We start from the raw sequence: 14,941 nt of genomic DNA, 5'->3' as shown, positions 1-14,941 counted from the left end.
TCGCCGTGCCGGACGGGCTGCCCGCCCCTAGGCTCGACCCATGCCACGCCGTCAGATGCACATGACCGGCGCAGACGGGGCTGCCCTGCGGGCCGCGCTGCGTGAACTGCGGACGAAGCTGGAGGTGCCCGGGGAGTTCCCGGCCGCGGTCCTCGCCGAGGCGGAGCAGGCGGCCGCGGACCCGCGCCTCCCCGGACAGGACAGCACCGACATCCCGTTCTTCACCATCGACCCCCCTGCCTCCGTCGACCTCGACCAGGCCATGCACCTGGCGAAGCGGTCCTCCGGCGGCTACCGCGTGCACTACGCCATCGCCGACGTCGCCGCGTTCGTCACCCCGGGCGGCGTCCTCGACGCCGAGGCGCACCGCCGGGTCACCACCCTCTACTTCCCCGACGGAAGGGTCCCCCTGCACCCGTCCCTGCTCTCGGAGGGCGCGGCCAGCCTGCTGCCCGGTCAGACCCGCCCGGCCCTGCTGTGGCGGCTCGACCTGGACGCCGACGGCCGGGTCGAGACCGCCGACGTGCGCCGCGCCCTGGTCCGCAGCCGGGCCAAGCTCGACTACGACGGCGTGCAGAAGGCCATCGACTCCGGCACCGCGGAGGAACCCCTCGCCCTCCTCAAGGACATCGGGCGGCTCCGCGAGGCCCTGGAACGCGAGCGCGGCGGCATCTCCCTCAACGTGCCCGAGCAGGAGGTCGTCGCCCAGGACGGCTCGTACGCCCTGGCCTACCGCGCCCCGCTGCCCGCCGACGGCTGGAACGCCCAGATCTCCCTCATGACCGGCATGGCCGCGGCCGACCTGATGCTGGCCGCGGGCACCGGCATCCTGCGGACCCTGCCGAACGCACCCGACGGCGCCGTCGGACGGCTGCGGCTGACGGCGAAGGCCCTGGGGATCGACTGGCCGCACCACGTCCCGTACGCGGAACTCGTCCGCTCCCTCGACCCGCACCGCCCCGCCCACGCGGCGTTCCTGCAGGAGTGCACGGCCCTGCTGCGCGGCGCGGGCTACACGGTGTTCAGCGGCGGCGAGACCCCCGACCCGGCGATCCACTCCGCGGTGGCGGCCCCCTACGCGCACTGCACCGCACCGCTGCGCCGGCTCGTCGACCGGTACTCCGGCGAGCTGTGCGCGGCGGCGGTGGCCGGGGCGGAGCCCCCGCAGTGGGCGGTGGAGGCGCTCGCCGGGCTCCCCGAGCGGATGTCGGAGGGCTCCCGGCTGGCGAACGCGGTCGAGCGGGAGTCGGTGGACCTCGTCGAGGCCGCCGTGCTGAAGGACCGCGTCGGGGAGACCTTCGACGCCACGGTGATCGACGTCAAGGACCGGGAGCCGCTGGTGGGGACGGTCCACCTGGAGGAGCCCGCGGTGGTCGGCCGCGTCGAGTCCCCGCGGGAGGAACTGCCGCTGGGCGAGCGCATCCGGGTCCGCCTCGCACGGGCGGACCCGGGGACCGCGAAGATCCTCTTCGCTACGGTGTGACGGCCCTCCCGCTCCCCTCCCTGACGGCCGCGACCAGCGCCCGGGGGTCGTCGGCGTGGAAGCGCAGCACGCGCGCCTCGCCCCGGGCCCCCAGCGGGCGGGTGACGGGGAGGGGGCGGGTCAGCTCCAGGGTCACCGTGGTCTGGCTGCCGACGATCAGGTCGAGCTCCCCGTCCTCGGAGAGGCCGACGAGCCGGCCCTCGGGGTAGCGGCGGTCGACCCGTACGGAGGCCACCGCGTCCGGCGGCACGACGAGGTCGAACAGCGCCCCGTAGCGGATCCGCAGGGACCCGTCGGGGCGGACCACGTGCGGCCGCGTCACGCAGGCGGCGTGCAGGGCGAGCACGAGCAGCACCCCGTAGACGTCGAGGACGAGCACCACCCGGTGCACCGCCGGCCAGGGGATGAGGAAGGACAGCGCGACGGTCTCCACGACCGACACGAAGAGCATCCCGTACATCATGGCGGTCTGCGGTCCCGTGTACGCGGCGGCCAGGTCCCCGTCCCGCACCCCGTGCTTGCGGCGCACGACCCACCGTCCGAGCGAGGCGGTGGCGCGCAGCTCGTGCCGCACCAGCCGCCGGACCGGGACGGGCACCACGGCCCGCCCCGCCTCCCGCAGAGCTTCGCCGCGCGGCGCGCCGCGGCGGCGCCCGGCCGCGTACAGCCGGCACAGCACCCAGGCCTCCAGCAGCAGCACCGCGAGCACCAGGCCCTCGGCGGCGGCGATGCCCCACCCCGGGAGCCGGACGCCCGCGGCCAGGCACGCCACGAGCACCAGCTCCGCCGGCACGGCGGCGGCCGCGGCTAGGCGCGCCGCGCGTATCGCGCTCATCCCCGCCCCCTCTCCAGGAACGCCTCCATGACCCGGCGGACGACCTCCGCCTGCGCGGGGGCGTACTCGGCGAGCAGCGCGTCCCGGAACCCGGCCACGACCACCCCGTCCGCGGGCACGGCGGCGAACACCTCCTCGGGCACGGCCGCCACGAACTCCGCGGCCAGCCCCGGGATCCGCGGATCGTCCACGGGGGCTTCGGCGAGGTCGTCGAGCCGCTCGTACAGGGCGAGTACGGCGGGATCGGCGGCCAGCGGTCCGAGCACCGCGTAGAGCTCCTCGCCGGCCGCGCCGGAGGCGTCGAGGAGTTCCAGGTGCTCGCGGTCCGTCGCCGCGGAGCGCGAAGCCGTCCGCGGCGCCTTCGCGAGCAGCGCGGCGAGCGCGGGCGACAGCGGCTCGGCCTCCCCGGGCCCGGCGGCCAGCAGCACGGCGAGCCGCCGCCTGCGCTCGGCGAGTTCGGCCTGCTGGCGGGCCAGGTCGGCGTCCAGTTCCGCCAGTACGTCGGCCAGTTCGCGCCCGGCGTCGTCGGCGAGGACGTCCCGCACCTCGTCGAGGCTCAGCCCGAGCTCGGTGAGCCGGCGCACCCGGGCCAGCAGGACGGCGTCGCGGACCCCGTAGGCCCGGTACCCGTTGAGTCGCCGCTCCGGTTCCGGGAGCAGCCCGACATGGTGGTAGTGCCGGATCGCCCGGGCGGTGACCCCGACGAGCGCGGCGATCTCTCCGATCCGCATGGCCCCAGTAGAAACCCTGCCGCTGCGTCAAGGTCAAGCGCGGCCTCCGCCCCGGGTACCATGGCCAGCACGGCAGACGAGTCGGCCGGGCGGCCGCGTCGGGATCCCCGGATCCCGCCGAGGAACGTCCGGGCTCCACAGGGCAGGGTGGTGGGTAACGCCCACCCGGGGTGACCCGCGGGACAGTGCCACAGAAAACAGACCGCCGGGGGCTTCGGCCCCCGGTAAGGGTGAAACGGTGGTGTAAGAGACCACCAGCGCCTGGGGTGACCCAGGCGGCTAGGTAAACCCCACCCGGAGCAAGGTCAAGAGGATCCGTCCCCGGACGGGTCTGCGCGAACGCTTGAGGGCTGCCCGCCCGAGTTCGCGGGTAGACCGCACGAGGCCGGTGGCAACACCGGTCCTAGATGGATGGCCGTCTCCCCGGCGACCGCGAGGTCACCGGGTGACAGAACCCGGCGTACAGGCCGGCTCGTCTGCCGTTTCCCACTCCGTCCGGGGTGCCGTGTCCGATCCGCTCGGGGTGCCGTGCCGCGGGTGCGGGCGGCTGCCCCGGTGCGCAGCGGCGGGTGCAGACGTCTTTCGGCGGGGCACACCGTCGGGCACCCTCGGATGCATGACCGATCACCGCGCTGCCGCGGCCGACGCCGCCGCGCTCATACGCGACCTCGCCGGAGCGACCGGCGACCCCTTCAAGGCCTACGCGAGTCCCGACGACGTCGCCGCCGTGACCGAGAGCCTGCGCGACCTCGCCCGCCACCTCGAGGACGCGCTGGAGCACCTGGCCCTGCACGTCGCCCACCGCCGCGACTGGGCCGCCGCGGACGCGGGGGAGGCCGGGCAGTACCCGCGGGTGGCGAGCAACAAGATCCGGTTCGCCGGGGCCCAGGCCAAGAACATGTCCCGGGCCCTCGAGGGGGCGGTCGAAGCCCTCGGCCACCTCCGGCCCGCGCCCTGAGCAGGGCGGGGCCGTGAGCGGCTACCGCAGGTGCGAGGTGTCGTTCAGGAGGCGGACCGAGGCGTTGCCGTCGGCGTAGTAGGCCACCGCCGAGAGCGAGGCCGCGGAGAGTTCCATGCGGAACAGGGACTCCGGCGGGGCGCCCAGGGCGAGCCGGACCAGGATCTTGACCGGGGTCACGTGCGTGACCAGCAGCACCGTGCGGCCGGCGTGGGCGGCCAGCAGGCGGTCGCGGGTGGCGGAGATCCGGCGGGTGGCTGCCATGAAGCTCTCGCCGCCGCCCGTGGGCGACGCCTTCGGGGAGTCCAGCCAGGCCTGCAGGTCGTCCGGGAAGCGCTCCTGCACCTCGGCGAAGGTCAGGCCCTCCCAGGCGCCGAAGTCCACCTCGCGCAGGCCGTCTTCGACGGTGACGCCGAGGCCGAGGCGGGTGGCGACGGCCTGCGCGGTCTCGCGGCAGCGGCGCAGCGGGGAGCAGATGACCGTCTGGATCGTGCCGCGGGCGGCCAGCGCCTCGGCCACCGCGGCGGCCTGGCGGCGTCCGGCCTGGGACAGCTCGGGGTCGCTGCCGCCGCTGCCGGAGAAGCGCTTCTGCGGGGTGAGCGCGGTCTCGCCGTGCCGGAGCAGCACGAAGGTGGCCGGCGCCCCCATGTCGGGGCCCCAGCCGGGAGTTGCCGTGGCCGCGGCCGCAGCCGTGGTCTCGGGGGCCTCGGAGTCGAGGCAGGGCTCCAGCATGGCCTGGGCCTCGGGGAGGGCGCCGCCGTCCGTGAACAGCACGTCGGCCGCTTCCTGGACCCGGTCGGCGGAGGCGCGTACCGCGCCGGAGGCGGCCGGCACCGTCGCGCGGCTGCGCGTGCCGCTGCCGGAGGTGACCGCCCCGGCCGCGATGCCGCGTGCGGCCTCGGCCTCCCGGCCGCCGGGCGGCGTACCGCCGCCGGGGGCGGCCTCGGCGTCGGCTCGCGTACGGCCCGCGGCGAGGGCGGCCCGCGCCGCCGCCGCGCCCGCGGCGGCGTCGCCCGGGGGCCCGGGCGGGGCCGAGAAGGCGGCCGTGGAGGCCGACGGCTCCCACTGCCTGCCGTACTTGCCCGCGTCCATCGCCTCGTTGGCGAGCCGGTCCGCGTGCTTGTTCCGCTCGCGCGGGATCCACTCGTACGACACCTGGGAGGCGGGCAGGATCTTCGCCGCCTCCGCCGCCAGCGGGCGCATGTCCGGGTGCTTGATCTTCCAGCGGCCGGACATCTGCTCGACGACGAGCTTGGAGTCCATCCGGACCTGGACCTGCGCGTCGGGGGACAGCTCACGGGCCGCCTTGAGCCCGGCGATCAGGCCCTTGTACTCGGCCACGTTGTTCGTCGCGACGCCGATGAACTCGGCGCGCTCGGCCAGCGTCTCCCCCGTCGCCGGATCCAGGACGACCGCGCCGTAGCCGGCGGGCCCCGGGTTGCCCCGGGAGCCGCCGTCCGCCTCCACGACGAACCGGACAGGGCTCTGCATCAGATGCCCGAGTCCGCCGTACGGACCAGGATGCGGCCGCAGTTCTCGTGACGGACGACCTGGTCGCGGGCCGCGGCCTTGATCTCGTTGACCTCGGCCATGTCGAGCTCCAGCCGGCAGCCCTCGCAGCGGCGCTGGTACAGGCGCGCGGCACCGACCCCGCCCTGCTTGACGCGGATCTTCTCGTACAGGGCCATCAGGTCGGCCGGCATCGAGCCGACGATGACCTCGCGGTCCTTGGTGACCCTGGCGGCCTCGGCGTCGAGCTCACCGGTCGCGGCGTCACGGCGGGCGGTGGCGTCCGCCAGCTTGCCTTCGAGGGCGGAGACGCGCTCGGTCAGCTCGGTGACCCGCTCCTGCGCGCCCTCCAGGCGCTCCATGACTTCCAGGACCACGTCCTCCAGGTCGGCCTGGCGCTTGGCGAGGGAGACGACCTCGCTCTGCAGGTTCGCCAGGTCACGGGCGGAGACGCCGACGCCGGAGTCCAGTCGCGCCTGGTCGCGGGCGGCGCGCTGGCGCACCTGGTCCACGTCCTGCTCCGCCTTGGTCTGCTCGCGGGCCGCGTCGCTCGCCTGCGTCTGCGCGGCGACGAGCAGGTCGCGCTGCTGGGTGAGGTCCTTGGCCAGGGAGTCGACCTCGGTGTGCTCCGGCAGCGACTTGCGCTTGTGGGCGAGCTGAGACAGCCGGACGTCCAGGGCCTGGACGTCGAGAAGTCGGATCTGGTCGGCGGGCTCGGCGTTCAGTTGGGGGCTCCAGAGGTAGAAGGGGAGGTGACGGACGGCGCGTGCGCCGTCCAGGGGTCGGTGACCGTGCGCGAGACGTGGGTCCGCAGGCCCCAGCCGTTGCGCTCGGAGATCGCGTCGAGTTGCGCGGCGGCCTGCTCGCACCAGGGCCACTCGGTGGCCCAGTGGGCGGCGTCGATCAGGGCGAGGGTGCTCTGCTCGCGGGCCTCGGACACCGGGTGGTGGCGCAGGTCGGCGGTGAGGTACGCATCCACGCCCGCGGCGCGGACCTCCGCGAACAGGCTGTCGCCGGAGCCGCCGCTGACGGCGACGGTACGGATGATCGCGTCGGGGTCGCCCGCGACGCGGATGCCCTGCGCGGTCTGCGGCAGCCAGGCGGCGGCGCGGGCGGCGAACTCGCGCAGGGTCTCGGGGTGGTCCAGTTCGCAGAGCCGGCCCAGGCCCCGGCGGCCGTTCGGGTCGGTCGGGTCGGGCACGAGCGGGCCGGTGATCCGCAGGTCCAGGGCGCCGGCGAGGGCGTCGGAGACCCCGGGGTCCGCGGTGTCGGCGTTGGTGTGGGCGACGTGCAGCGCGATGTCGTTCTTGATCAGCGTGTGAACGACCCGGCCCTTGAAGGTGCCGGCTTCGACGGTGGTGGTGCCGCGCAGGTAGAGGGGGTGGTGGGTGACGACCAGGTCGGCGCCGAGCTTGACCGCCTCGTCGACGATCTCCTGTACGGGGTCCACGGCGAACAGCACCCGGGAGACCTCGGCATCGGGGTCGCCGCAGACGGTGCCGACGGCATCCCACTGCTCGGCCCGCGAGGGGGGCCAGAGAGCGTCCAGCGCGGCGATGACTTCAGAGAGACGGGGCACGGGGCAAGGCTACCGTCCGGGGCGACCATCCTGGTCAGGAGCAGCCCGCCGGCTCCTGCCCGCAGGTCCGGCCGGGCAGGGGCGGCGCCGGCGGCGGCCACCGGGGCCGTGCCCCGAACGCCCCGATATCGCACAGCACAACCATCACCTCCACCACAGGCGAATCGCCGACCGGACACCCGTATGTGTGAAGCGGAGTTGGCAGTGTTGTTCGGCAGGAAGTGCGAAAACTAGCTTCCTCTCGGAGGTGAGGGCCCAGATGACTGTCTGTGCCATCGATGTGACGACCACGGCTCCGTTCACGATCGCCGTGGACGGTTCGTACGCCGCCCGGCTCGCCGGAGAGGGCGAGGCGCACTACGCCGAGCGCTGGACCCTGGCCGGGTCCGAGGCGTACGCGGTACCGCTGCCGCTCGCCCAGCCCGAGGAGGCCGACAGCGAGGTGCTCCCGCTGACGGACGGGCGGGTGCTGATCCACCGTCGGGTCGCGGAGCGGCACGCCTTCGCGCTGCTGTACCCGACGGGCGCGGAGGCCGGACCCCGGACCGGGGAGCTCCGGCTCGGAACGGTGGACGCGGAGGAGGGGCTGCGGGTCCGGCTGCTCGCGCCGTGCCCGGACGGGCTCGCCGCCTTCGCCCTGGCCGCGACGGACACCGAGACGACGGTGTGGCAGGTGGCGGGCGGCCCCTTCGCGCAGGTGGCCCGTGTTCCCGGCCGGTGTTCCGGCGGGGTCTGGCTGGACCGGGCGGGCCGGATGCTGGCCCTGGACCGGGAGCTGGAGGGCACCGTCAAGGCCGTCGCGGTGGACCTGGGGCGGGGCGGCGAGGTCTCCCCGCTGCTCCAGATCGCCGAGGACAGCGAGGACCGGCTGCTGCTGGCCGACCCGGACGGCGGGCTGCTGCTGATCCGCTCCGACGCCCCGGGCGAACCGCGCCTGGGGTGGGGGGTGCTGGGCAGCACCCGGCCGGTGCGCTTCCCGGAGTGCCTGCGGTTCGAGGAGGAGGCGACCCCGTTCGCGGTGCAGCCGGGCCAGACCCTGATGCCGGAGACGTGCGGGGTCGCGCTGCGGGTGGGCGAGGCCGGGCTCGCCCTGTGGCGTCCCGCCGACCGGCACGTCTTCCGGCTCGGCGGCCCCGCGGGCTGGCTCGGCGGCACGGGCCTGTGGACCGCGGAGGGCCGCCTGCACCTCCCGTACGCGACCCCGGAGGCGCCCTGCGGGATCCTCGGGACGACCCTGCCGGCCGCCCCTCCCCCGCCGGTCCACCTGGATCCGTCGCCGCCCGCGGCCGCCGCACCCCGGCCGGTCCCGCTGCAACAGGCCCCGCTGAACCGGGCTGCGCAGGCGTAGCCGCGCCGGCCGGCCCACGGCCGTCGGCGCCTGCCGGGACCACCTGCACCCCGCGGGCGGGAACGCTGTCTAGAGTCCTCACTTGAACGGCAGAAGATCTTGCCGCGCGTTCTGGGGGGATGTGTTCGTGAAGAGGGCTTGGCCGGCCGTTCTGGTCGCGCTGGCGGTACTCCCTGCCTCCGCGCCGGGGGTCACGGCCGGTTCCGCAGGACCCGGGTCCGGATCCGGGTCCGCGTACCCGTCCGAAACGGTGAGGTTCACCGCGTGGACCTGGAACGTGTCGGGCCACAAGATGAACCGGGGCTCCACCGACAACGGCCTGGTGGACGAGGCGGTCGGCTCCATCGAGCGGGCCGGGGACGACGTGGACTTCGCGTCCTTCAACGAGATGTGCCACGGCCAGTACCAGAAGGTCCTGGAGGAACTGGCGGACTGGAACCCCGCGAACAGGAGCTACGCCCGGTTCCAGGAGGCCATCCCGGCGGGCAGCCGTGACAGTGCGGGCCGGGAGATCTGCCAGGGGCAGGCCTACGGCAAGGCGCTGTTCAGCCGGTACGAGCTGGGCCCGGCCGAGTACCACGTGTTCGCGCAGGAGAGCGGCCACACGTACCAGTCCGCCGACGGTGCGACGCATCCCGTGATGAGCGGCCTGCTCTGCGCACCGCCGGTGGCCCACCCGAACATGAAGTTCTGCTCGGTGCACATCACGCCGGTGTCCACGCAGGACCAGCCGTACGGGCACCGGCAGCTGCACGAACTGGTGGCCCTCCTGGACGGCTTCGCCAAGGCGGGCAAGACCTACATGGTGGCCGGCGACTTCAACGCGCAGCCGGGCTACGGCCGCCTCGACCAGTTCTACGACCGGGCGGTCAACGCCCTCCCGGGCAGCAGGAACCGGGAGAACCGGGGCCGGCACCGGGAGCTCGACGACACCGACGACCGGTGCCCCGGCAACGGGGAGTGGAGCGCCGACACCACCGAGGGACAGGAGCCTCCCTGCGGGGGCGGGCGGAAGCTCGACATGATCTTCGTCCGCAGCAGGCAGCTCGCCTCGTCCGGCTACACCGCCGACACCCGGGACATCCCCGGCTGCCGGGAGGTCGATGCCCGGGGCAGGGCAGTCGGCGGCACCGACCGCCCCTGCACCGACCACCGCGTCCTGATCGGTCACGCCGAGCTCAGGATCCGCCTGCCGGGCGGCTCCGGCCGGTGACGACCCGGCGCCCCTGCGCGGGACGCGCGGTCCGGGGACGGCTCCCCTGCGCGGGACGCGCGTACGAGGCCGGCCCGCGCCCCGCCCGGAGGAGCGGATCGCGGGCCGGCTTCCGTACCCGGTCGTGGCTAGCCGTGCTTGAGGCCGAGGACCTCGGCCGCCGCGAAGGTCTCGTTCGCGGGGCGGGCGTCGTAGTGCGGGGTGAGCAGCTCGTCCAGCTCCTCGAAGGAGAAGGCCTCCTTCGAGGTGTCGAACTTGGCCGCCACCTTGGGGCGTTCCATCACGACCACGATCCCGCCGTGCACGACGAACAGCTGGCCGTTGGCCTTCGCCGAGGCGGGCGAGGCCAGGTAGCCGACGAGCGGGGAGACGTGCTCGGGAGCGAGGGCGTCGAGCTTGCCCTCCTCCGGGACCTGGAAGCCCGCGAAGACGTCCTCCGTCATACGGGTGCGGGCGCGCGGGCAGATGGCGTTGGCCGTCACCCCGTACTTCGCGAGGGCCAGGGCGGTGGACGTGGTCAGGCCCACGATGCCGCCCTTGGCCGCCGCGTAGTTCGGCTGGCCGGCCGAGCCGCCGAGGAAGGCCTCGGAGGAGGTGTTGACGATCCGGCCGTAGACCGGGCCGCCCGCCGCCTTCGACCGCTCGCGCCAGTGCACGGACGCGAAGTGGGTGGTGTTGAAGTGGCCCTTGAGGTGGACCCGGATCACCGAGTCCCACTCCTCCTCCGACATCGAGAAGACCATCCGGTCGCGCAGGATGCCCGCGTTGTTGACGAGGACGTCGAGCTTCCCGAAGCTGCTCACCGCCAGGTCGACCAGCTCGCGCGCCTGCTCGAAGTCGGCAACGTCGCCCAGGTGCGCCACCGCCTGGCCGCCCGCCGCACGGATCTCCTCGGCCACCTCTTCCGCCGGGGCGGCCGAGGCCTCCCCGGAGCCGTCACGGCCCGGCTGCCCGAAGTCGTTGACGACCACGCTCGCGCCGAGCCGTGCGAGCTCGATCGCCTCGGCCCGGCCGAGCCCGCGGCCCGCACCCGTGACGATGGCGGAGAGTCCCTCAAGTGGCAGTGACATCCGTACGGTTCCCCTCGGAGTTGGCAGAACGGTTCAGGCGACGCGTCGCAGGACGGTCGGAGGACGGGTCAGATCTCGATGCAGGTGCGCAGGGCGACACCGGTGCGCATCTGGTCCAGGGCGTCGTTGATCTCGGCGAGCTGCACCCGGTGGGTGATCAGGCTCGCCAGGTCCACCCGGCCGGCCCGCCACAGGGCGATGGTGCGGTCGTAGGAGCGGAGCACGTCCCCGCCGCCGTACATCGAGGGCAGGATCTTCTTCTCGTCGAAGAAGAGCGAGAACATGTCGACCTGGTAGTTGTCGTCGAGGGCGCCCGCGCCGACGATGACGACGCTGCCGCCGCGCCGGGTCATCTTGTAGGCGGTCTGCGCGGTGGCGGACTTGCCGACGACCTCGAAGACGTAGTCGAAGCCCTCGCCTCCGGTGATGCGGTTCTTGGCGTCGTCGAAGGCTTCGGGTGCGACCGCCTCCGTCGCCCCGAACTTCAGGGCCGCCTCGCGCCGGGACTCCACCGGGTCGACGGCGATGATCTGCGCCGCGCCCTGCACCTTGGCGCCCTGGATGACGGAGATGCCGACGCCGCCGCAGCCGATGACGGCGACCGAGGCCCCGGCCTCGACCTTGGCGGTGTTGATGGCCGCGCCGAGGCCGGTGGTGACTCCGCAGCCGATGAGGGCGGCGATGTCGAAGGGCACGTCGTCGGGGATCGGGATGGCGCAGGCGGCCGGGACGACCATCTCCTCGGAGAAGGTGCCGGTGCCGGCGAAGCCGAAGATCTCGGTGGCCGCCCGCTTGAAGTTGGGGGTGGCCACGTTCCCGAAGGCCTCCAGGCACAGGTGGCCCTGGCCCCGCTTGCACGCGGGGCAGTGTCCGCACGGCGGCAGCCAGCAGACGAGGACCCGGTCGCCGATGGCGTGGCTGGTGACCCCGTCGCCGACGTCCACGATCACACCGGAGCCCTCGTGGCCGGGGATGAAGGGGGCGGGCTGGGGCAGGACGCCGCTCATCGCGGAGAGGTCCGAGTGGCACAGGCCGGTGGCCTTGATGCGGATCCTGACCTTGCCGGGGCCGAAGCCCACGGCCTCCATGTCGTCGACGACCTCGAGCTTGTCCTGGCCTATCTCGCTCTGCAGTGCTGCGCGCACGGTGCGGCTCCTTCTACAGGTCCTGCGGGTCTGGATTACGCGTGTTCGACGACGGTGTCGGCGAGGACCGGCGCGTCGTCCCGTTCGACGGCGGTCACCGACACCAGGACCCGGCCGGGCTCCTGCCACATCCGCATGCGCAGCGTCTCGCCCGGGAAGACGATCCCGGCGAAGCGCGTGCGGTAGGCGCGGACGCGGGAGACGTCCCCGCCGAGCGCCGTGTCGACGACGGCCTTGAGGGTCATCCCGTACGAGCACAGGCCGTGCAGGATGGGCTTGTCGAAGCCGCCGAGCTTGGCGAACTCGGGGTCGGCGTGCAGGGGGTTCCAGTCGCCGGAGAGCCGGTAGAGCAGCGCCTGGTCGTCCCGGATGTGCCGCTCCTCGATGCGGTCGGGCGCGCGCTCGGGCAGCTCCTCCTTGGCGGAGGGCCCGCGCTCGCCGCCGAACCCGCCCTCTCCCCGTACGAAGATCTGCGCGTCGCTCGTCCACAGCGGCCCGTCGGCGTCCTCGACCTCGGAGCGCAGCACGATGACGGCGGCCTTGCCCTTGTCGTAGACGGCGGCGACCTTGGAGCTGGAGGTGGCCTGCCCCTTGACGGGGATGGGCCGGTGGAGCTGGATGGAGTGGCCGCCGTGCAGGACCATGGCGAGGTTGACGTCGATGCCGGGTGCGGACAGGCCGCCCAGCATGGCCATTCCGGCGCCGGCGACGGTCGCGAAGCTGGGCAGCACGTGCAGCTTGGATTCGAGGGTGTAGCGCAGCTCGTCCGGGTCGGTCGCCAGACTCTGCCCGTTGCGCGCGGCGCCGGCTCCGAGGCCGAGGTGGTAGAGCTGGATGTCCTTGTGGTCCCAGCCGATGTCCCCCGTGCGGGGGTCGGCGGCGAGGGCCTTGGCGGCATCGATCGGCATGAGGATGCTGCTCCCTGTTCTTGGCTCTTCTTGGAAGACCTCGGTGCGGCCGTCCGCACCGTCGGCCGCACCGAGGTCGCATGCGGACCGGTTTTAGAACGCGTTCTAGGACCGGTGAGGGAATGTATAACGCACGCCCCAGCAGTTGGGAAGAGCGCTGACCCCATGTGCTGACTCCGCGTCAGTTACTCTTCCCGCGTGAGCGAAATGCCCGTGAACCACCGCCCCGTCCGGTCCCTGCGGGTCCTGCTGGACCCGCCCGATCCGGCCCTGGCGCTGCGGCTCGGCCTCCAGCCGGACATCGAGGTCGTACGGGACCTCACGGCGCGCCCGGCGGTGGCGCTGGTGGAGGAGGTCGCCACCGCGGCGGCGATCCTCACGGACGATCCGGAGTGCCGGGTCCTGGTCATGACGGGCTCGGCCCACCCTGGCCTGCCCGAAGCGGTGCTCGCCGCCGGCGCGGCGGGCCTGGTCCTGCGGGACGGGCCGCTGGAGGAGCTGGCCGATTCCATCCGGCGTGCCTCGATGGGCGAGACGGTGATCGACCCGGTCCTGGGGTGAATCCTTTTCCGGCCCTCCCGCCTCTTGTGTGTGTGCCGACGACAAGATCGGCACCGACACGCACGACCTGGAGGTCGCAGTGATCTACGTCATCGCCGGAGCCGTCGCACTCGTACTGCTCTGCACCTGCACGGCCGTCGTCCTGCGCAAGCGGGGCCGGGCCCGTGGCTGACCCGTCCTGGCCGGGCGCGACGCTGGTCGCGGCCGCGCAGCGCGGCGACGTCGACTCGATCACCGCGCTGGTGTCCGGCTCGCACCCGCACGTACGCCGCTTCGCCCACACCCTGTGCTCCTCGCCCGAGGACGCCGAGGACGCGGCCCAGGAAGCGCTGATCATCCTGTACCGCAAGATCGGGATGCTGAGGGCGTCGGGCGCGCTGGCCTCGTGGATGTTCCGCATCGTCCGCAACGAGTGCCTGCGCCGGGCCCGTTCCGCGATCCCGCGGGGCCCCGCGGTGGTGCCGGAGCACCCGGTGATGTCCGCCGAGGACGAGGTGGTGCTGCGCCTGGAGGCGGCCCGGGTGGCGGCGGCGGTGGCCGCGCTGCCCGAGGACCAGCGCAGAGTGCTGATCATGCGGGACGTCCAAGGCCTGAGCGGCCGGGCGACCGCCGATGCGCTGGGGCTCAGTACCCCGGCGATGAAGTCCCGGCTGCACCGCGCCCGCGCGGCGGTACAGCTCGCCCTGCACCACACGGCTCCTGGAGGCGGAGATGACCATGCGGACCACTGACGGCGGCGGCGACTTCGCGAGCGCCTCCCTGCCCCGGCACCTCGGGCGCGGCGCGCTCGGCTTCGGCTCCCTGATCGGCGCCGTGGCCCTCCTGCCGGTGACGGGCCCCGTCTCCCTGCTCCTGGCGCCCGTCGGCCTGCTCGCCCTGCGCGGGTGCCCGATGTGCTGGGCGATCGGGCTGGCCCAGACCCTCTCCCGGGGCCGGCTGCAGCGCGAATGCGTCGACGGCCGGTGCGAGTTGGTGAAGGCGGGGCGATAGCGTGGCCCGATGGGCCTTTTCGACAAGCTGACCGGTACGCGGCGCCCCGACAGCGGTGTCGTACCCCTGCCCGCCGCGGAGGTCCGCGCCGCGCTGCTCGCGCTCGCAGGCCCGGACGCGCCGTTCGCTCTGCGCGAGGGCACCCCGAAGGAGCGCGCCGACCTGGTGGCGGTGTGGCGCATCCCCGAGGGCCGCTGGCATCCCGAGCGCGGCCAGACCCGGCTGCGCCTGGTCCCGGCGGCGCGGGAGGTCCGTGCGCTCGACGAGCAGTGGGAGGCGCTGGAGCCGGGGGAACTCTCGTCCGGCGGGCAGGGCCTCAAGTACTCCCGCGGGCCGGTGACCTCCGTCTCCGGGCAGTGGAGGGTCGAGCGCGGCCCGGACGGCCGCCGCCTCGAGAAGGAGTCGGCCTTCAGCTCCGCGCGGGTGAAGGCGCCGTTGCGCGACGCGGTCCTGGCGGCGGGGTGGACCTGGCGCGGCGTCTTCCGGCCGTAGCCCTCGTTCCGTTCGGGTGCGGCACCGCTGCGGGGGCTCCGCCCCCGGAGCGCCGTGTTGGTGGCCGCACCTGACGACCAGCAGGGGCATAAACCAGCCCCGCCGGCGTTTGAGGCGCG

17 protein-coding genes and 1 other RNA gene are annotated in these 14,941 nt (G+C 74.0%); 10 read left to right on the top strand and 8 right to left on the bottom strand.

Going from position 1 to position 14,941, the window contains the following annotated elements; genetic code table 11:
* Positions 1 to 40: 40 nt before the first annotated feature.
* The gene (locus ACIGFK_RS32855; protein WP_386467510.1) at positions 41 to 1,483 is read left to right on the top strand and encodes an RNB domain-containing ribonuclease; all 1,443 of its coding nucleotides are present in this window, start codon (positions 41 to 43) and stop codon (positions 1,481 to 1,483) included.
* On the opposite strand, the gene ACIGFK_RS32850 is transcribed toward ACIGFK_RS32855, so the two are convergent.
* Together ACIGFK_RS32850 and ACIGFK_RS32845 are read right to left on the bottom strand one after the other, a co-directional pair.
* The gene (locus tag ACIGFK_RS32850) at positions 1,473 to 2,318 is read right to left on the bottom strand and encodes a hypothetical protein (protein ID WP_400054718.1); all 846 of its coding nucleotides are present in this window, start codon (positions 2,316 to 2,318) and stop codon (positions 1,473 to 1,475) included. The two genes, ACIGFK_RS32855 and ACIGFK_RS32850, sit on opposite strands and share 11 nt — an antisense overlap.
* Positions 2,315 to 3,049, bottom strand: coding sequence for a MerR family transcriptional regulator (locus ACIGFK_RS32845; RefSeq protein ID WP_386467508.1), 735 nt, complete (start codon positions 3,047 to 3,049; stop codon positions 2,315 to 2,317). The genes ACIGFK_RS32850 and ACIGFK_RS32845 overlap by 4 nt, the downstream gene beginning before the upstream one ends.
* A 77-nt stretch (positions 3,050 to 3,126) precedes the next feature.
* On the opposite strand from ACIGFK_RS32845, the gene rnpB reads away from it, so the two are divergent.
* Both rnpB and ACIGFK_RS32835 read left to right on the top strand, forming a co-directional pair.
* An RNA gene (gene rnpB, locus ACIGFK_RS32840) (RNase P RNA component class A) lies at positions 3,127 to 3,528 on the top strand.
* Between the two features lie 137 nt (positions 3,529 to 3,665).
* Complete coding sequence (locus ACIGFK_RS32835) at positions 3,666 to 4,007, top strand: hypothetical protein (RefSeq protein ID WP_376661098.1); 342 nt, start codon at positions 3,666 to 3,668, stop codon at positions 4,005 to 4,007.
* 21 nt (positions 4,008 to 4,028) lie between these two features.
* Here ACIGFK_RS32835 and ACIGFK_RS32830 read toward each other — a convergent pair whose 3' ends face one another.
* The 3 genes from ACIGFK_RS32830 to ACIGFK_RS32820 are packed head-to-tail and all read right to left on the bottom strand — an operon-like array spanning position 4,029 to position 7,095.
* Complete coding sequence (locus tag ACIGFK_RS32830; protein ID WP_400054715.1) at positions 4,029 to 5,498, bottom strand: bifunctional RNase H/acid phosphatase; 1,470 nt, start codon at positions 5,496 to 5,498, stop codon at positions 4,029 to 4,031.
* Positions 5,498 to 6,241: a zinc ribbon domain-containing protein gene (locus ACIGFK_RS32825; RefSeq protein WP_400054792.1), complete on the bottom strand. Its 744-nt coding sequence runs from the start codon at positions 6,239 to 6,241 to the stop codon at positions 5,498 to 5,500. The genes ACIGFK_RS32830 and ACIGFK_RS32825 overlap by 1 nt, the downstream gene beginning before the upstream one ends.
* A complete protein-coding gene (locus ACIGFK_RS32820) occupies positions 6,238 to 7,095 on the bottom strand; it encodes a Nif3-like dinuclear metal center hexameric protein (protein WP_376661068.1) in 858 nt (285 codons plus the stop codon). The genes ACIGFK_RS32825 and ACIGFK_RS32820 overlap by 4 nt, the downstream gene beginning before the upstream one ends.
* A 259-nt stretch (positions 7,096 to 7,354) precedes the next feature.
* On the opposite strand from ACIGFK_RS32820, the gene ACIGFK_RS32815 reads away from it, so the two are divergent.
* On the top strand, positions 7,355 to 8,443 hold the full coding sequence (locus tag ACIGFK_RS32815; protein WP_400054713.1) for a hypothetical protein: 1,089 nt from the start codon (positions 7,355 to 7,357) through the stop codon (positions 8,441 to 8,443).
* 250 nt (positions 8,444 to 8,693) lie between these two features.
* A complete protein-coding gene (locus ACIGFK_RS32810) occupies positions 8,694 to 9,656 on the top strand; it encodes an endonuclease/exonuclease/phosphatase family protein (RefSeq protein WP_386467499.1) in 963 nt (320 codons plus the stop codon).
* Positions 9,657 to 9,784: 128 nt separating this feature from the next.
* Here ACIGFK_RS32810 and ACIGFK_RS32805 read toward each other — a convergent pair whose 3' ends face one another.
* The 3 genes from ACIGFK_RS32805 to ACIGFK_RS32795 all read right to left on the bottom strand — a co-directional run bounded on the left by ACIGFK_RS32805 (position 9,785) and on the right by ACIGFK_RS32795 (position 12,779).
* Positions 9,785 to 10,726 (bottom strand): 3-oxoacyl-ACP reductase, encoded by a 942-nt coding sequence (locus tag ACIGFK_RS32805; RefSeq protein ID WP_376661065.1) that lies wholly within the window; start codon positions 10,724 to 10,726, stop codon positions 9,785 to 9,787.
* A 68-nt stretch (positions 10,727 to 10,794) separates the two neighbouring features.
* Entirely contained in the window at positions 10,795 to 11,871 is a 1,077-nt protein-coding gene (locus tag ACIGFK_RS32800; RefSeq protein ID WP_400054711.1) for a Zn-dependent alcohol dehydrogenase, read from the bottom strand.
* A 35-nt stretch (positions 11,872 to 11,906) separates the two neighbouring features.
* Complete coding sequence (locus ACIGFK_RS32795; protein WP_386467495.1) at positions 11,907 to 12,779, bottom strand: MaoC/PaaZ C-terminal domain-containing protein; 873 nt, start codon at positions 12,777 to 12,779, stop codon at positions 11,907 to 11,909.
* Between the two features lie 207 nt (positions 12,780 to 12,986).
* Here ACIGFK_RS32795 and ACIGFK_RS32790 point away from each other — a divergent pair, with 207 nt between their 5' ends.
* From ACIGFK_RS32790 to ACIGFK_RS32770, 5 genes are read left to right on the top strand one after another with little or no spacing between them, the layout of a single operon-like run.
* Positions 12,987 to 13,340 (top strand): DNA-binding response regulator, encoded by a 354-nt coding sequence (locus tag ACIGFK_RS32790; protein ID WP_400054791.1) that lies wholly within the window; start codon positions 12,987 to 12,989, stop codon positions 13,338 to 13,340.
* 28 nt (positions 13,341 to 13,368) lie between these two features.
* Positions 13,369 to 13,512 (top strand): hypothetical protein, encoded by a 144-nt coding sequence (locus tag ACIGFK_RS32785; protein ID WP_376661062.1) that lies wholly within the window; start codon positions 13,369 to 13,371, stop codon positions 13,510 to 13,512.
* Complete coding sequence (locus tag ACIGFK_RS32780) at positions 13,505 to 14,071, top strand: RNA polymerase sigma factor (RefSeq protein ID WP_376661061.1); 567 nt, start codon at positions 13,505 to 13,507, stop codon at positions 14,069 to 14,071. The genes ACIGFK_RS32785 and ACIGFK_RS32780 overlap by 8 nt, the downstream gene beginning before the upstream one ends.
* On the top strand, positions 14,058 to 14,330 hold the full coding sequence (locus ACIGFK_RS32775) for a hypothetical protein (RefSeq protein ID WP_386467494.1): 273 nt from the start codon (positions 14,058 to 14,060) through the stop codon (positions 14,328 to 14,330). The genes ACIGFK_RS32780 and ACIGFK_RS32775 overlap by 14 nt, the downstream gene beginning before the upstream one ends.
* Positions 14,331 to 14,339: 9 nt before the next feature.
* On the top strand, positions 14,340 to 14,822 hold the full coding sequence (locus ACIGFK_RS32770) for a hypothetical protein (RefSeq protein ID WP_400054708.1): 483 nt from the start codon (positions 14,340 to 14,342) through the stop codon (positions 14,820 to 14,822).
* Positions 14,823 to 14,941: the final 119 nt, after the last annotated feature.

The sequence above is a fragment of the Streptomyces sp. NPDC085524 genome (assembly GCF_044541755.1).
In the GTDB taxonomy this organism is placed as follows: domain Bacteria; phylum Actinomycetota; class Actinomycetes; order Streptomycetales; family Streptomycetaceae; genus Streptomyces.
Note: the sequence above shows the minus strand (reverse complement) of the source record. Positions and strands in the feature narration are given on the sequence as shown.